Source organism: Serratia sp. AKBS12, assembly GCF_024793895.1.
In the GTDB taxonomy this organism is placed as follows: Bacteria; Pseudomonadota; Gammaproteobacteria; order Enterobacterales; family Enterobacteriaceae; genus Serratia_F.
In genome coordinates this window covers 284787-299744 of record NZ_JANUSB010000016.1, presented here as the reverse complement: position 1 = coordinate 299744, position 14958 = coordinate 284787, and the positions used below count along the sequence as shown (strand labels likewise).

Below are 14958 nucleotides of genomic sequence, written 5' to 3'. Positions count from 1 at the left end.
CATATCCTTATCATAAAAGGCCAGATGTGACGTGCTGCGGGGAAGTGTTGCCGAATATGTCGCAGATGCGTGGAATACCACGCATCCGTTCAGATTACGTCAGGCTAGCGGATTGATAGCGGTAGCCGTCGGCGTCGGCAATAAAGCTGAGCCGATGGGTGATGCACTGAGGAGCATCTTCCGCATGGTGCGAGACAAACAGCAACTGGGTGGCGCCCTGGCCGATCAGTACGTCAACAAAACGGCGCACCAGTTGGCGGTTGAGCGGATCCAGTCCCTGCAACGGCTCATCCAGAATCAGCAACGCCGGGTGCTTGACCAGCGCGCGCGCAATCAGAGCCAGGCGCTGTTGCCCCCAGGAAAGGCTGTGGAAGGGGGCTTCACCGCGTGCACCTTCCAGTCCGAGCAGCTGTAACCATTGGTCGGTCAGTTGCCGCTGGCGATCGGAAACTGCCTGATAAATGCCAATGGAATCAAAGAAACCGGAGGTAATGACGTTGCGCACGCTGCTGCTGACGCGATAATCCAGATGCAGACTACTGCTGACATAACCGATATGACGCTTGATGTCCCAGATGGTTTCGCCGCTGCCGCGTCGGCGGCCGAACAGCGTCAGATCGTTGCTGTAGCCCTGTGGGTGATCGCCGGTGATCAAACTGAGCAGGGTGGATTTCCCTGCGCCGTTGGGACCGATGATTTGCCAGTGCTCCCCTGGGTTCACCTGCCAGTCGAGATGATTGAGGATCGGCCGATCGTTGTAGCTGACCACGCCGTCGCGCAACAGGATCAACGGCCGATCCGCCGGCAGCGTCGATTTTTGCTGCGGATCGTCGCTGTCCGGCAGCGTCAGACCGGCGAGGTTTTCGCTGTGTGCCAGCTGAGCCACCAGCGCATCGCGCATCACCTGTTCACGTGGGCCGTGGCTGGCCAGCGTGCAATCCGCCAGTATGCCGACCTGCTGGACAAAGTCGGGAATTTCGTCAAAGCGGTTCAAGACCAATACCAGCGTGCAGGCCTGTTGGGACAGCGTTGCCAGCAACGCGGCCAGCTGTGTGCGTGAACTCACGTCCAGCCCGTCGAATGGCTCGTCGAGGATCAGCAGATCCGGCTGCGGCATCAGCGCGCGGCACAGCAGCGTTTTGCGGGTTTCGCCGGTGGAAAGATATTTGAAACGCCGCTCAAGCAGGGCGCTGATGCCGAACTGGGCGGCCAGCTGTGCGCAGCGTGCGGCATCTTTCACCTCTTCCTGAATGATTTCTGCGGTGGTACGTCCGGTGTCTTCTTCGCCTGGGCTCAGCATATCGGTATTATTGCGTTGCCATTCGTCGCTGACCAGCTTTTGCAACTGTTCAAACGAAATCCGTACCACGTGCTGGAAGTCACTGCGACGTTCACCACGCAGCAACGTCAGTTCATCCGCCAGGGCGCGAGCCAGCGCGGACTTGCCGCTGCCGTTGGCGCCAACGAACGCCCAGCTGTCGCCGGAACGGATCGTTATCTCGTCCAGCGTCAGGGTACGGGTATCGCTTAACCGAAATGAGCCTTGCGAAATGTGCAACGATGACATCACCTATTCCTTTTTACGCAATTATTAAGGTTAGAAATAAGCGCATCGCCATGGGATGTCAATTGACAAAAATGCAACGACACATTGCGTTCAGCACAGCGTGGCGACGATCACCCGATCGGCATTGAACAAGGCATTGACCGCCATGCCGGGACGCAGTTTGAGCTGTTGCAGTTCCAGGTTGGCGATTGTCGCGCACAGCGTTTCGCCGCCGTTCAGCGTCACCAGCACTTCACTGTGATCGCAGCCCAGCTGGATGCTGGCCACGTTGCCGCACAGGGCATTGTCTGCGGCGCCGGCCAGCGCCGGGTCGGTATTGAGTTTTACCCACGGCGCCTTGATCAGCGCCAGTACCTCTTTGCCGGGCGACAATTGCAGGCGCTCGGCGCTCTGTTCGGTGACGGCGGCGGTCAGACGGGTGTGCCCATCGGCCAGCAACAACTGGACATGCTGCTGCACCTGTTGACCATCGCGCATAATTACCGTGGCGAAAAACTGGTTGCGCGCGCTGGTTTGCAGCGAAAAGCGTGAAATTGCCGCCAGCAGGCTGTCGAGTGGCAGCGTGTCGTCCTGTTGCAACACGTCAAAGGCTTTTTGCTGAATCTGGCCCAGCAGATCGTACAGCTGTATCAGCCGTTGACCGTAGCGGGTAATCTGCGCGCCGCCGCCGCCTTTGCCGCCGGTGGCACGCTCCACCACGGTGTGCTCCGCCAGCAGGTTCATTTCATTAATCGCATCCCAGGCGCTTTTGTAGCTGATGCCCGCCAGCTTGGCGCCCTGACTGATTGAACCGGTATGCGACACCTGCTTGAGCAGCGCGATGCGGCGCGGATCGGCAAACAGTTTTTGCTGGAGCTTGAGAGTAAGAAGAATTTCGGCCTGCATGACATATCCTGTCGGCTGCAAAAGGTTGATTTCGCTATTGTCACCGATCTGGCGATAAGCGCCAAATCGCACGGTTTCAGCACGTTTGGCTGAGGATAAACTTCACACTGTCGCTAAAATACCCGCGTTTTTACCGTGAATTTAGTTTACAGTAAACATTGAGCCGTTGTTTAAATACGCAGTGTAAGTGAGGCTAACATGTTGGAATTATTGAAAAGTCTAGTGTTCGCCGTGGTGATGGTACCCGTCGTCATGGCAGTGATCCTTGGCTTGATCTACGGCCTGGCGGAAGTGTTCAATATCTTCTCCAAAGCCAGCCCTTCAAAAGAAAAACGTAGCTGATCCCTTTTTCTGACGCCCGTCGAGCCTGCGGCGGGCGTTGTTCAAGTTAATTTCCCAACTGCCGATAAACCCATTATTCGACCATAAAGCGCATGACAAGCTTTTGCTCAACGTTATATCATTTTGTATATAACGAAAGTTGACCCGGCGTATAACTGGCAGAGAGAGCGGAATGATGAAACAGCAATGGACTCAATGGCTCGGCGGTATCGTATTGGCATCCGGCATGGTAATGCAGGCTTCGGCGGCAGATAAAATCACCGTTTTTGCCGCGGCGTCGTTAACCAATGCGTTGCAGGAAATTACCGAGCAATATCAGCAGGGGAAAAATGTGCAGGTGGTGTCTTCCTTCGCTTCCTCATCCACGTTGGCGCGGCAGATTGAGCAGGGCGCTCCTGCCGATCTGTTTATCTCGGCCGATCAGCAATGGATGGATTACGCCATCGACAAGGGGCAGATGGTGGCAGACAGTCGCTACACCCTGCTTGGCAACGATCTGGTGCTGATCGCCGCCAGGGGCGCCAAACTGGACAAGGTCGCCATCACGACGCAAACCGACTGGACCCGTCTGCTGGACGGCGGTCGTCTGGCGGTGGGCGATCCCGATCACGTGCCGGCCGGTATTTATGCCAAGGAGGCGCTGCAAAATCTCAAGGCCTGGCCGCAGTTGGAGCCGATGCTGGCACGTGCCAATAATGTACGCAGCGCAATGGCGCTGGTGGAGCGGCAGGAAGCGCCGCTTGGCATCGTTTATGGTTCCGATGCCGTCGCCAGCGATAAGGTGAAGGCCATCGGCGTCTTCCCGGCCGATAGCCACAAACCGGTGGAATATCCGATGGCGATGGTCAAAGGCCATGACACTCCGAGTGTGAGCGCTTTCTATACCTATCTGAAGAGTCCGCAAGCCGCGGCTATTTTCCAACGTTATGGATTCTCCCCACGTCAATGATGCTCAGCGAGTATGAATGGCAGGCCATTGAACTGAGCCTGAAAGTCGCCAGCCTGGCGGTAATAGGCAGTTTGCCGTTGGGCATTCTGATCGCCTGGATCCTGGTGCGTTGCGACTTCCCCGGCAAATCGCTGCTCGACAGCATTATCCATTTGCCACTGGTGTTGCCACCGGTGGTAGTGGGTTATCTGCTGCTGATTGTCATGGGACGGCGCGGTGCGATTGGCGAGTGGCTGTATGACTGGTTCGGCTTCAGCTTCAGCTTCAGTTGGCGCGGCGCGGCACTGGCGTCGGCGGTGGTGGCGTTTCCGTTGATGGTCCGCGCCATCCGTCTGGCGCTGGAAGCGGTAGATAGCCGTCTGGAACAGGCCGCGCACACCCTTGGCGCATCACCATGGCGGGTGTTTTTTACCATTACGCTGCCGTTGTCGTTGCCCGGGGTTATCGTCGGCGTGGTGCTGGCGTTCGCCCGTTCTCTGGGCGAATTTGGCGCCACTATCACCTTTGTATCCAATATTCCCGGTGAAACCCGCACCATTCCGCTGGCGATGTACACCTTGATCGAAACGCCCGGCGCGGAGACCGCCGCCGCGCGTTTATGTGCGATCGCCATCGTACTGTCGCTGATTGCGCTAATGGCATCGGAATGGCTGGCCCGTTGGGGCCGTAAACGGATGGGAGGCTGAAATGCTGACGCTGGATTTCAGCCAACGGCTGGGGGAGCTGCAACTGGAGGTACAGGCCGAGCTGCCGGCGCAGGGCATCACGGCGGTTTTCGGCCTTTCCGGTGCCGGTAAAACCTCATTGATCAACGCCATTGGCGGGCTGACTCGGCCGGATCGAGGGCGCATCGTACTCAACGGTCGCACGCTGGTGGACACCGCTGCCGGCCTGTGTTTGCCAGCCGAAAAGCGGCGCATCGGCTATGTATTTCAGGACGCGCGCCTGTTTCCGCACTATCGGGTGCGTGGCAATCTGCAATACGGCATGGCGCCGTCGATGCGCGGCCAGTTTGACGGTATCGTTGAACTGCTGGGCATTGGACCATTACTTAACCGCTTGCCGTTGACGCTGTCCGGTGGCGAGAAACAGCGGGTGGCGATCGGTCGCGCGCTGCTGACCGCTCCGGAACTGCTGCTGATGGATGAACCGCTGGCATCGCTGGACTTACCGCGCAAACGCGAGCTGCTGCCGTATCTGGAACGACTGACACAGGATGTCAATATCCCGATGCTGTACGTTAGCCACAGCATGGACGAGATCCTGCGCCTGGCCGGGCAGGTGATGGTGCTGGATGCTGGGCGGGTGCTAGCCTGCGGCGGATTGGAAGACGTTTGGGCCAGCAGTGCGTTGCGGCCATGGTTGCAGCGCGAAGACCAGAGCAGCGTGCTGTGCGTCAGCGTGCTCGAACATCACCCGCGCTATGCGATGACCGCACTGCGGCTGGGCGATCGTCGGCTGTGGGTCAGTGCAATTGCCGCGCCGATTGGCAGCGCGTTGCGTATTCGCATTAACGCGGCCGATGTGTCGCTGGTATTACAGCCGCCCACCAACAGCAGTATTCGCAATATCTTGCCGGCCAAGGTGATGGAATGTCTGGATAACGCTGGGCAGGTCGAGGTGAAACTGGCGGTAGGGGACAGCGTGCTGTGGGCGCGCATTACCCCCTGGGCGCGTGATGAGTTGGCGATCAAACCCGGGCAGTGGCTGTATGCGCAGATAAAAAGCGTGTCGATCAGCCGTGAAACGCGATAGCGCCTCGCTGCCCGGCGAATGCGGGGCAGATTAACCCAGCACCCGCGTGCGGATCACCTCTGCGATGCCAGGCTGTAAATGATCGGCAATCACCAGATCGGCGCGCTGTTTGATGGCGTCGTCGGCATTACCCATGGCAACGCCGAGCCCAACCGCTTCCAGCATGCTGAGATCGTTGTAGTTGTCGCCAAACGCCACCACCTGATCCATACGCAGCCCCTGGGCAGCGACCCACTGTTGCAGACGGTTGCCTTTGCTGTTGCCGCTTTGGGCGATGTCCACCTGATCGTGCCACGACCATTCGCACGCCAGACCCAGCTCTTTTTCCACCATCTCGGCAAAGCTGCGCAGCGCCGGAATATCCGCATGCGAGGTGGCGAACTTCCAGATCGCCTGTGCGTCCTCCGCCGCCTGCGTCAGGCTGTCAACCTGCAACAGCGTTGGGCGTTGTGCAACCGGCAGGGTTTCCGCCCACGCCAGGGAGCGGATCACGTGGCCGCTTGGTTCCTGGTACAGCATGGCATCGTCAACGTACATCAAACCGTGAATATCGCTCTGCTTGAGCATTTGCAACACCAGCTGGGCTTGCTGTTTGGGCAGCGGATCGGAGGCCAGCACTTTTTTCTGCTGGAAATCATACAGGTAGGTGCCGTTGCAGCAGATAGCCGGGGTATCCAATTGCAGCGCCTGGTAGAACGGGTGAATGGCGACGTGGTGGCGACCGGTCACCACCACCACCTTGATGCCTGCCGCGCGCGCTGCGGCCAGCGCTTCGAGAGACTGCGGCAAGATGCGTTTCTGGTTGTCCAGCAGAGTGCCGTCCAAATCGAGAGCGATTACGCGGTAGGTCATAGCGGTTCCATTATCGTTAGCAAGAAAATTAACCCGATGGTACACCGGATCCCTGCGGGATAAAACCACGCCGAATTCTATTGCAAGCCGGGGTTGTTATGTCAGCTTTGTCAGGTAAGCTAAGGGAAACCGAAAAACCTGCAACCGGTTTCTCTTTTCCCTTTCAAGGAGCCAAAATGAAGCAAATCGTTTATGTCGCCAGCCCGGAAAGCCAGCAGATTCACGTCTGGCAGTTAGCGGATGACGGCGCGCTGACGCTACTGCAAACCGTTGACGTCCCAGGACAAGTGCAGCCAATGGCCATCCACCCGGACAACACGCACCTGTACGTCGGCGTACGCCCGGCGTTTGGCGTGGTCAGCTACCGCATCGCGGACGACGGGCAATTGCAGCAGGCCGGCATGGCGCCGCTGCCGGGCAGCCCGACTCATCTGTCGACCGATTTACAGGGCCGTTATGTATTCTCGGTTTCCTACAGCGGCAACTGCGCCAGCGTCAGCCCGATTGGTCATGACGGCGTGGTGACGGCTCCTTTACAGCAGATTGATGGCCTGACCGCGCCGCACTCTGCCAATATCGATCCCACCAATCAGCGGGTACTGATCCCCTGCCTGAAAGAAGATCGCGTTCGTCTGTTCGATCTCGGCCAGGACGGTACGCTGGCAGAGCAGGCGCAGGCAGCGGTAGCCACCGTTGCCGGTGCCGGCCCGCGTCACATGGCCTTCCACCCAAATGGCAGCCATGCCTATCTGGTAAATGAGCTGGACAGTACGGTAGAGGTACTGGCGATCGGCGACAATGGCAACAGCTATACCCGCGTTCAGACCCTCGACGCGATGCCGGCCGATTTTGACGGCACCCGCTGGGCGGCGGATATCCATATTACCCCTAACGGCCGTTTCCTGTATGCCAGCGATCGTACCGCCAGCATCCTGTCGATCTTCAGCGTATCGGCAGACGGCAGCCGTCTGACCGTCGTCGGTCATCAGCCGACCGAACAGCAGCCGCGCGGCTTCAATATCGATCACCAAGGGCGTTTCATTATCTCCGCCGGGCAGAAATCCGATCACATTGCGGTGCATGAGATTGATGCGAACAGCGGTAAGCTCACCACGCTGGCGCGCTATCCGGTGGGGAAAGGCCCGATGTGGGTCAGTGTGTTAGATACCCGTCATACTTGAAGCTGCCTCTGTGTTGGCTGCATTTGCTCACCCCGGTCACTTACTTGAGTAAGCTCCCGGGGATTCACAAACTTGCCGCCTTATATTATCTACGCCGAATCAACTTTTCCGTCGGGGGCGGATATACCTGCTGCGAGCGTTCTCAGTTGTATTTTACCGTTAGCGTAGCGCTGCCCAGACTGTGGAAATGCACGTTGAAGCCGACCATGGCGCCGCTGGCGTTGGCGTCGACATCAATACGTGCTACGTCCAGCGCGTGAACGGTAAACTGATAACGGTGGCTTTCGCCTTGCGGCGGTGCCGCACCGCCGTAGCCCGCCTGGCCGAAGTCGGTTCGCGTCTGGAGCGCGCCGGCCGGCAACCCCGGCAGGCCAGAACCGGCACCCTGCGGCAGTTCTTGGGTGGTGGCCGGAATGTTGGCCACTACCCAGTGCCACCAGCCGGAACCGGTCGGCGCATCGGGATCGTAGACCGTCACCACAAAGCTCTTGGTACCTTCAGGCACTCCTCGCCATGCCAGATGCGGAGACAGATTGTCGCCGTGATATCCCATACCGTTAAATACGTGAAGCAGCGGCATTTTTTCGCCGTCTTGCATATCATTGCTGGTTAAACGAAAAGCCATAATCGCTCCTGTTGACGAGCAAAACCGAATGACCAAGGTAGATCGTTTTAACGGAACAACACAACCCCTTGTGCCAATGGCGGCCGATTGATTTCCACGATGACGTGCACCAGCTCTTGCTGAATACTCAGCAACTGCCGAACCCGATCGGCGGTCAGCGTGGCATCGGCGCTGCTCAGCGCGATAACACACTGGTATTTTCCCTTGCCGATGCGCCCGAGGTGCAAATCGGTGATAGTCAGCGCATGGCCACAGCCGGCCAACTGCTGGCGAATTTCTGCCACTATCGGTGCATCCATTTCGGCATCCAGCAAGACTTTGCCGCAGTCGCGTATCAGGCTAAAGGCCCAAACCGCCACCAGGCAGGCACCGACGATCCCCATCAGCGGATCGAGCCAGTTCGCTCCCCACAGTTTGCCGCCAAACAGTGCAACGATCGCCAATACCGAGGTCGCGGCGTCGGCAATAACGTGCAGATAGGCTGAGCGCAGGTTGAGATCGTGCCGATGTTCGCCAGCGGGTGGCGTATGTGCCACGGAATGATGGTGATGCCCATGGTGATGGTGATGCCCATGGTGATGGTGATGCCCATGGTGATGGCCACCATCGCGCAGCAGCCAGGCGCAGGCCAGGTTTACCACCAGCCCGACCATGCCGATGGCGATGGCCTGGTTGTAATGAATGGCGATGGGGTTGAGCAACCGTTGCGCCGATTGGAACAGCATCAGCGCCGCCACCAGCATCAGCAATAGCGCGCTGGTATAGCCGGCCAAGACTTCTATTTTCCAGGTCCCGAGGCTGAAGCGGCGATCGCGTGCCAACTTGCGAGCGGCAGCGTAGGCCAGCAGCGACAGGCCCAACGCCAGAGCGTGCGAGCTCATGTGCCAGCCGTCGGCCAATAGCGCCATCGAGTTGAACCACCAGCCGCCAATGATTTCAATCACCATCATCAGTGCGGTCAACAGCACCGCCCAGCGTGTGTTTCTTTCGGCCAATGGGTTACCATCATCAAAAACGTGGCTGTGTTCGCGCTGACTGGCGGGAGCGTATGAAGACATGGCGGCGAGATTTCCTGTAGTAAACCTATCTTCAATTATACTATACCCCAGTATAGTAAGTAGCAATGGGAAGCTAGCATGAGCCATACCATCAAAGACCAGAAGAAACTGCTGGCACGGGTGCGACGGATCAAAGGACAGGCGGAAGCGCTGGAAAGAGCGTTGGAGAATCAGTGCGAATGTTCTGCTATTCTGCAACAGATCGCGGCGGTTCGCGGCGCGGTTAACGGTTTGATGGCGCAGGTGCTGGAAGGGCATGTGCGCGAGCATCTCGCCGCTGAAGATTCGACGCAGCAGCAGCGTGAGCAGAACATTGAGCAATTAATGACGGTTTTACGTTCTTATATGAAGTAAACATGATTTCTTTGAAAAAACGCACGCCGTGGTTTGGCAGGCTACGCCGCTGGGCCAAGGGCATCAAACGCGACATCGTGGCGCTGTGGCTGGCGGCGCGCGATCGCCGTACCCCGTGGTACGCCAAGCTGATCGCCTTGCTGGTGGCGGGCTATGCGGTGTCGCCGATCGATCTGATACCGGATTTTATTCCGTTGCTGGGCTACCTGGACGACGTGATTATCGTACCACTGGGCATCATGCTGGCGGTGCGTTTAATCCCCAAACCGCTGATGGCAGAACTGCGCGCCAAGGCGCAAAAGCGCATTGACAACCCGCGGGGGCGCTTCGCCGCGCTGGTGATCGTGGTGCTGTGGATCCTGTGCCTGGTATGGCTGGCCCGTTATCTGGACCAGCACTGGTAAGGTTAGGCTACCGCGGCGGCAATCGCGTCGGTCAGGCGGCTGAGCTGCTTTGGTTGGATGATGTACGGCGGCATCAGATAAATCAGTTTGCCAAATGGCCGTATCCACACGCCGCGCTCGACAAACAGGCGTTGCAGTTGCGCGACGTCGACCGACTGCCGCATCTCCACCACGCCAATCGCCCCCAATACCCGCACGTCAGCCACCTTGGGCAGCGCCGCCAGCGGCAATAGCTGCTGCTTGAGTTGCCGTTCGATCGCCGCGACCGGTTGTTGCCAGCGGTTTTCTGCCAGCAGCGACAGACTGGCGCTGGCAACGGCGCAGGCCAGCGGATTGCCCATAAACGTCGGGCCATGCATAAAACAGCCGGCCGCGCCGTTACTGATGGTTTCAGCGACGTGGCGGGTGGTCAGCGTAGCGGAGAGCGTCATATAGCCGCCGGTCAGCGCCTTGCCCAGACACAGGATATCCGGAGTGATATCGGCGTGTTCGCAGGCGAACAGTTTGCCGGTACGGCCAAAGCCGGTGGCGATTTCGTCGGCAATCAACAACACCTGGTGGCGATCGCACAGTTCCCGTACCCGACGTAAATAGGTTGGATGATAAATCCGCATTCCACCGGCGCCTTGCACCACCGGTTCCAGGATCACTGCGGCCACTTCACCGGCATGCTGTTCCAGCAGTGCGGCAAACGGCGCGATATCCTGCTCGTCCCATTGGCCGTCGAAGCGGCATTGCGGCGCGGTGGCGAACAGGTGCGACGCCAGATAGCCCTGATAAAGGCTGTGCATCGAGTTGTCCGGATCGCACACCGACATTGCGCCAAAGGTATCGCCGTGATAACCGTGGCGCAGCGTAAGGATCCGCTGACGTTTCTCGCCACGCGCCTGCCAGTATTGCAACGCCATTTTCAACGACACTTCCACCGCGACCGAGCCGGAGTCGGCCAGGAAAACGCACTCCAGCGCCGCCGGCGTTATGTCAACCAACTGGCGACACAGGGTGATGGCCGCCGGGTGGGTAATGCCACCGAACATCACGTGGGACATTTTTTCCAGTTGGTCGTTTGCCGCCTGATTTAACCGAGGGTGGTTGTATCCGTGGATCGCCGCCCACCAGGAGGACATGCCGTCGACCAGTTTGCGGCCATCGGCCAGTTGCAGTTCGACGCCTGACGCCGCCTCGACCGGGTAACAGGGCAGCGGGTGGCTCATCGAGGTGTAGGGATGCCAGATATGGCGTTGATCAAATTCGAGATCGGCGGCGGAGATAGACATGCTTGTAAACCAAATGAATTACTGAATGGTTGACAGTATATCCACAATATCTAAACTGACGACACTTTTTTCGTTTTGGAGACGCCGCCATGGCTGACCGCATTCACTGGACCGTAGGGCAAGCCCAGGCCCTGTTTGACAAGCCGTTACTCGAGCTGTTGTTTGAAGCACAGACTATCCATCGTCAGCATTTCGACCCACGTCAGGTGCAGGTCAGCACCCTGCTGTCGATCAAGACCGGTGCCTGCCCGGAAGACTGCAAATACTGCCCGCAAAGCTCGCGTTATAAAACCGGGCTGGAAACTGAACGCCTGATGCAGGTTGAGCAGGTGCTGGAATCGGCGCGCAAGGCCAAAGCCGCCGGTTCGACCCGTTTCTGCATGGGCGCGGCGTGGAAAAACCCGCACGAGCGCGATATGCCGTATCTGCAACAGATGGTGCAGGGCGTGAAGGCGATGGGGATGGAAACCTGCATGACGCTGGGCACCCTTGACGGTACTCAGGCCGAACGTCTGGCCGACGCAGGGCTGGATTACTACAACCATAACCTGGACACCTCGCCAGAGTTTTACGGCAATATCATCACCACGCGCAGCTACCAGGAACGACTGGATACGCTGGATAAAGTGCGCGGTGCAGGCATCAAGGTCTGTTCTGGCGGCATTGTCGGCCTGGGTGAAACGGTGCGCGATCGCGCCGGCCTGCTGGTACAGCTGGCCAACCTGCCCAAACCACCGGAGAGCGTGCCAATCAACATGCTGGTGAAAGTGAAGGGAACGCCGCTGGCGGATAACGATGACGTCGATCCGTTTGATTTCATTCGTACCATTGCGGTGGCGCGCATCATGATGCCTGGCTCTTACGTGCGGCTGTCCGCCGGTCGTGAGCAAATGAACGAACAGACGCAGGCGATGTGCTTTATGGCTGGCGCCAACTCGATCTTCTACGGCTGCAAATTGCTGACTACGCCGAATCCGGAAGAAGACAAGGATTTGCTGCTGTTCCGCAAACTGGGCCTTAACCCGGAACAGACCGCGACGGAACACGGTGATAACCAGCAACAGCAGGTGCTGGCGCAGCAATTGCTGAATGCCGATACCGCCGAGTATTACAACGCGGCGCTGTAATGAGCTGGCAACAACGGATCGATCAGGCGCTGGCCCTGCGGCGACAGGCGGCCGCTTACCGTTCGCGTCAGGTGAATCAGGGCGGCAATGGCCGCCATATTCAGCTGGACCAGCGGCAATATCTCAATTTTTCCGGCAATGACTATCTGGGGCTGAGCCGGCACCCGGCGGCAATCGCCGCCTGGCAACAGGGCGCGCAGCAGTATGGCGTCGGCAGCGGCGGTTCGGGCCATGTAACCGGATTTAGCTTGCCGCACCAGCAACTTGAGTCGCAGTTGGCGGATTGGCTCGGTTATCCGCGCGCGCTGTTGTTCATTTCCGGTTATGCCGCTAATCAGGCGTTGCTGGCGGCGTTGATGCAGGCCGATGACCGCATTCTGGCAGATAAACTCAGCCATGCTTCGTTGCTGGAAGCGGCCGCTCACTCACCTGCGCAACTGCGGCGTTTTCAACATAACCAGCCGTCCTCACTGGCCAGCCTGCTGGCAAAACCCTGTAGCGGGCAGCAATTGGTGGTGACCGAAGGCGTGTTCAGCATGGACGGCGACGCTGCGCCGTTGGCAGAGTTGCAGCAGCTCAGTCGGCAGCGGGGCGCGTGGCTGATGGTCGACGATGCCCACGGCATCGGTGTGCATGGCGAGCAAGGACGCGGCAGCTGCTGGCAGCAGCAGGTGCGGCCGGAGGTGCTGGTTGTCACCTTTGGCAAGGCGTTCGGCGCCAGCGGCGCGGCGGTGCTGTGCGACCAACCGCTGGCGGAATATCTGCTGCAGTTTGCCCGTCATCTGATTTACAGCACCGCCATGCCACCGGCGCAGGCCTGTGCTCTGCAGGCGGCGCTGCGTTGTGTGCAGCAAGGTGATGAATTACGCAGCCGTTTGCACCACAACATTCAGCGTTTTCGCGACGGCGTCGTCGGTTTGCCGCTGGCGTTGACCGAGTCGCGCACCGCTATCCAGCCGCTGCTGGTGGGAGATAACCAACGGGCGCTCGATCTGGCAAAGCAACTGCGCCAGCACGGGCTGTGGGTCAGCGCCATTCGTCCGCCAACGGTTCCGCCGGGCGGTGCACGGCTGCGCATTACTCTGACGGCGGCGCATCAGCCGCAAGATATCGATCGCCTGCTGGAGGTACTGCATGATGTCAGCACAGGAAATTATTGATAAACAGGCGGTTGCATCGGCATTCAGTCGTGCGGCGCAAAGTTACGACGCCGCTGCGGCATTGCAGCGTGAGGTTGGCGAGCGCTTACTGGGGATGGGGGTGGCTCATCCGTCGCAGCAGGTGCTCGACGCCGGTTGCGGTACCGGCTATTTCAGCCGCCGCTGGCGCGAGCTGGGCAAGCAGGTCACCGCGCTCGATCTGGCGCCGGGCATGCTGGCCTTTGCCCGTCAGCAGCAGGCGGCGGATGACTATCTGCTCGGCGATATCGAACATATCCCGCTGCCGGACGCCTGCGTTGATCTCAGTTTCAGCAGTCTGGTGGTGCAATGGTGCAGCGATCTGCCGCGTGCGTTGGCCGAACTGCGGCGCGTCACTCGGCCGGGCGGCCTGACCCTGTTTTCGACTCTGGCACAGGGATCGCTGCATGAATTGGGCGATGCCTGGCAACAGGTTGACGGTGAGCGTCATGTAAACCAATTTTTACCACTGTCGGCGATCGAGGCGGCCTGCGCGCCGTATCGCCACCGGCTTGAGACGGTGTGCCGCACGCTGAATTATCCAGATGTGATGACCGTGATGCGTTCGCTGAAAGGCATCGGTGCGACGCATTTGCATCAGGGGCGCGACGCCGGGTTGATGTCCCGGCGTCGCCTGAAGGCGTTACAGGCGGCATATCCTTGCCAACAGGGACAATTCCCGCTCAGTTATCAGCTAGTTTATGGAGTGATTTATGGCGATTAAGCGTTGGTTTGTCACCGGAACCGATACCGAAGTGGGTAAAACCGTGGCCAGCAGCGCATTGCTGCAAGCGGCACAGTTGGCGGGTTACCGTTGTGCCGGCTACAAACCGGTGGCTTCCGGCAGCGAAATGACGCCGGATGGCCTGCGCAATAGCGATGCGCTGGCATTGCAGGCCAACAGCAGCGTTGCGCTGGGCTATCAAGACGTCAACCCTTATACCTTTGCCGAGCCGACCTCGCCGCACATCGTCAGCGCGGCGCTGCAGCAACCGATCGCCTTTGAGCGACTGTCTGCCGGCTTGCGCAGGCTCGAGCAGCGCGCCGACTGGCTGTTGGTGGAAGGCGCCGGTGGCTGGTATACACCGCTCAGCGAAACGCAAACCTTTGCCGATTGGGTGCAGCAAGAGCAGTTGCCGGTATTGTTGGTGGTCGGTATCAAGCTCGGCTGCATCAACCATGCGGTACTGACCGCGCAGGCGGTGCAGCAGGTCGGCTTGACGCTGGCCGGCTGGATCGCCAACGACGTGGCGCCGCCGGGTCGACGCCATCAGGAGTATCTGACCACCCTGAGCCGTATGCTGGCGGCACCGCTACTGGGTGAAATCCCGCATCTGTCGCAGGCCGAACGTCAGCCGCTGGGGCAGTATCTGAACCTGTCGCTGCTGTAGCCGACGGTATGAC

General features: G+C 59.1%; 17 protein-coding genes. 11 read left to right on the top strand and 6 right to left on the bottom strand.

Annotation, left to right across the window (positions count from 1 at the left end):
* Positions 1-94 precede the first annotated feature (94 nt).
* The gene (gene modF, locus NYE85_RS20780; RefSeq protein WP_259006633.1) at positions 95-1567 is read right to left on the bottom strand and encodes a molybdate ABC transporter ATP-binding protein ModF; all 1473 of its coding nucleotides are present in this window, start codon (positions 1565-1567) and stop codon (positions 95-97) included.
* A gap of 90 nt (positions 1568-1657) precedes the next feature.
* Positions 1658-2452, bottom strand: a complete 795-nt coding sequence (gene modE, locus NYE85_RS20775; protein WP_259006632.1) for a molybdenum-dependent transcriptional regulator — start codon at positions 2450-2452, stop codon at positions 1658-1660.
* Positions 2453-2650: 198 nt separating this feature from the next.
* Here modE and NYE85_RS20770 point away from each other — a divergent pair, with 198 nt between their 5' ends.
* The 4 genes from NYE85_RS20770 (at position 2651) to modC (ending at position 5498) form a co-directional block, all read left to right on the top strand.
* On the top strand, positions 2651-2794 hold the full coding sequence (locus NYE85_RS20770; protein ID WP_004965725.1) for an AcrZ family multidrug efflux pump-associated protein: 144 nt from the start codon (positions 2651-2653) through the stop codon (positions 2792-2794).
* Positions 2795-2969: 175 nt separating this feature from the next.
* The gene (gene modA, locus NYE85_RS20765; RefSeq protein WP_259006688.1) at positions 2970-3743 is read left to right on the top strand and encodes a molybdate ABC transporter substrate-binding protein; all 774 of its coding nucleotides are present in this window, start codon (positions 2970-2972) and stop codon (positions 3741-3743) included.
* Positions 3740-4429, top strand: coding sequence for a molybdate ABC transporter permease subunit (gene modB / locus NYE85_RS20760; protein ID WP_259006631.1), 690 nt, complete (start codon positions 3740-3742; stop codon positions 4427-4429). Before modA ends, modB begins: the two co-directional genes overlap by 4 nt.
* Before the next feature lies 1 nt (position 4430).
* Positions 4431-5498 carry a molybdenum ABC transporter ATP-binding protein ModC gene (gene modC / locus NYE85_RS20755; RefSeq protein WP_259006630.1) on the top strand — a complete coding sequence of 356 codons (1068 nt, stop codon included), beginning with the start codon at positions 4431-4433 and terminating at the stop codon, positions 5496-5498.
* A gap of 30 nt (positions 5499-5528) precedes the next feature.
* Here the strand turns inward: modC and NYE85_RS20750 are convergent, their stop codons facing one another.
* Positions 5529-6350, bottom strand: coding sequence for a pyridoxal phosphatase (locus tag NYE85_RS20750; RefSeq protein WP_259006629.1), 822 nt, complete (start codon positions 6348-6350; stop codon positions 5529-5531).
* Between the two features lie 176 nt (positions 6351-6526).
* Here NYE85_RS20750 and pgl point away from each other — a divergent pair, with 176 nt between their 5' ends.
* Positions 6527-7531, top strand: a complete 1005-nt coding sequence (pgl, locus tag NYE85_RS20745) for a 6-phosphogluconolactonase (RefSeq protein ID WP_259006628.1) — start codon at positions 6527-6529, stop codon at positions 7529-7531.
* A 142-nt stretch (positions 7532-7673) separates the two neighbouring features.
* Here pgl and NYE85_RS20740 read toward each other — a convergent pair whose 3' ends face one another.
* Positions 7674-8156 carry a kinase inhibitor gene (locus NYE85_RS20740; RefSeq protein WP_259006627.1) on the bottom strand — a complete coding sequence of 161 codons (483 nt, stop codon included), beginning with the start codon at positions 8154-8156 and terminating at the stop codon, positions 7674-7676.
* Between the two features lie 47 nt (positions 8157-8203).
* Positions 8204-9214, bottom strand: a complete 1011-nt coding sequence (gene dmeF, locus NYE85_RS20735) for a CDF family Co(II)/Ni(II) efflux transporter DmeF (RefSeq protein ID WP_259006626.1) — start codon at positions 9212-9214, stop codon at positions 8204-8206.
* Between the two features lie 78 nt (positions 9215-9292).
* Here dmeF and NYE85_RS20730 point away from each other — a divergent pair, with 78 nt between their 5' ends.
* Positions 9293-9568, top strand: coding sequence for a metal/formaldehyde-sensitive transcriptional repressor (locus tag NYE85_RS20730; protein WP_004965709.1), 276 nt, complete (start codon positions 9293-9295; stop codon positions 9566-9568).
* Positions 9569-9570: 2 nt separating this feature from the next.
* Positions 9571-9972, top strand: coding sequence for a YkvA family protein (locus NYE85_RS22765; RefSeq protein WP_309600884.1), 402 nt, complete (start codon positions 9571-9573; stop codon positions 9970-9972).
* A gap of 2 nt (positions 9973-9974) precedes the next feature.
* Here the strand turns inward: NYE85_RS22765 and bioA are convergent, their stop codons facing one another.
* On the bottom strand, positions 9975-11249 hold the full coding sequence (gene bioA, locus NYE85_RS20720) for an adenosylmethionine--8-amino-7-oxononanoate transaminase (RefSeq protein ID WP_259006625.1): 1275 nt from the start codon (positions 11247-11249) through the stop codon (positions 9975-9977).
* A gap of 89 nt (positions 11250-11338) precedes the next feature.
* On the opposite strand from bioA, the gene bioB reads away from it, so the two are divergent.
* The 4 genes from bioB to bioD are packed head-to-tail and all read left to right on the top strand — an operon-like array spanning position 11339 to position 14945.
* Positions 11339-12376, top strand: a complete 1038-nt coding sequence (bioB, locus tag NYE85_RS20715) for a biotin synthase BioB (protein ID WP_259006624.1) — start codon at positions 11339-11341, stop codon at positions 12374-12376.
* Entirely contained in the window at positions 12376-13536 is a 1161-nt protein-coding gene (gene bioF / locus NYE85_RS20710) for an 8-amino-7-oxononanoate synthase (RefSeq protein WP_259006623.1), read from the top strand. Before bioB ends, bioF begins: the two co-directional genes overlap by 1 nt.
* Positions 13511-14278, top strand: a complete 768-nt coding sequence (gene bioC, locus NYE85_RS20705; RefSeq protein WP_259006622.1) for a malonyl-ACP O-methyltransferase BioC — start codon at positions 13511-13513, stop codon at positions 14276-14278. Before bioF ends, bioC begins: the two co-directional genes overlap by 26 nt.
* A complete protein-coding gene (gene bioD / locus NYE85_RS20700) occupies positions 14268-14945 on the top strand; it encodes a dethiobiotin synthase (protein ID WP_259006621.1) in 678 nt (225 codons plus the stop codon). The genes bioC and bioD overlap by 11 nt, the downstream gene beginning before the upstream one ends.
* Positions 14946-14958: the final 13 nt, after the last annotated feature.

Excerpts from the sequence above, each read along its gene's own strand:
- NYE85_RS20770 (WP_004965725.1), top strand. The coding sequence starts at position 2,651 with ATGTTGGAATTATTGAAAAGTCTAGTGTTCGCCGTGGTGATGGTACCC.
- bioD (WP_259006621.1), top strand. The coding sequence starts at position 14,268 with ATGGCGATTAAGCGTTGGTTTGTCACCGGAACCGATACCGAAGTGGGT.
- modE (WP_259006632.1), bottom strand. The coding sequence starts at position 2,452 with ATGCAGGCCGAAATTCTTCTTACTCTCAAGCTCCAGCAAAAACTGTTT.
- modC (WP_259006630.1), top strand. The coding sequence starts at position 4,431 with ATGCTGACGCTGGATTTCAGCCAACGGCTGGGGGAGCTGCAACTGGAG.
- bioC (WP_259006622.1), top strand. The coding sequence starts at position 13,511 with ATGATGTCAGCACAGGAAATTATTGATAAACAGGCGGTTGCATCGGCA.
- modF (WP_259006633.1), bottom strand. The coding sequence starts at position 1,567 with ATGTCATCGTTGCACATTTCGCAAGGCTCATTTCGGTTAAGCGATACC.
- NYE85_RS20750 (WP_259006629.1), bottom strand. The coding sequence starts at position 6,350 with ATGACCTACCGCGTAATCGCTCTCGATTTGGACGGCACTCTGCTGGAC.
- modB (WP_259006631.1), top strand. The coding sequence starts at position 3,740 with ATGATGCTCAGCGAGTATGAATGGCAGGCCATTGAACTGAGCCTGAAA.
- NYE85_RS20740 (WP_259006627.1), bottom strand. The coding sequence starts at position 8,156 with ATGGCTTTTCGTTTAACCAGCAATGATATGCAAGACGGCGAAAAAATG.
- NYE85_RS22765 (WP_309600884.1), top strand. The coding sequence starts at position 9,571 with ATGATTTCTTTGAAAAAACGCACGCCGTGGTTTGGCAGGCTACGCCGC.
- NYE85_RS20730 (WP_004965709.1), top strand. The coding sequence starts at position 9,293 with ATGAGCCATACCATCAAAGACCAGAAGAAACTGCTGGCACGGGTGCGA.
- modA (WP_259006688.1), top strand. The coding sequence starts at position 2,970 with ATGAAACAGCAATGGACTCAATGGCTCGGCGGTATCGTATTGGCATCC.
- bioF (WP_259006623.1), top strand. The coding sequence starts at position 12,376 with ATGAGCTGGCAACAACGGATCGATCAGGCGCTGGCCCTGCGGCGACAG.
- dmeF (WP_259006626.1), bottom strand. The coding sequence starts at position 9,214 with ATGTCTTCATACGCTCCCGCCAGTCAGCGCGAACACAGCCACGTTTTT.
- pgl (WP_259006628.1), top strand. The coding sequence starts at position 6,527 with ATGAAGCAAATCGTTTATGTCGCCAGCCCGGAAAGCCAGCAGATTCAC.
- bioA (WP_259006625.1), bottom strand. The coding sequence starts at position 11,249 with ATGTCTATCTCCGCCGCCGATCTCGAATTTGATCAACGCCATATCTGG.
- bioB (WP_259006624.1), top strand. The coding sequence starts at position 11,339 with ATGGCTGACCGCATTCACTGGACCGTAGGGCAAGCCCAGGCCCTGTTT.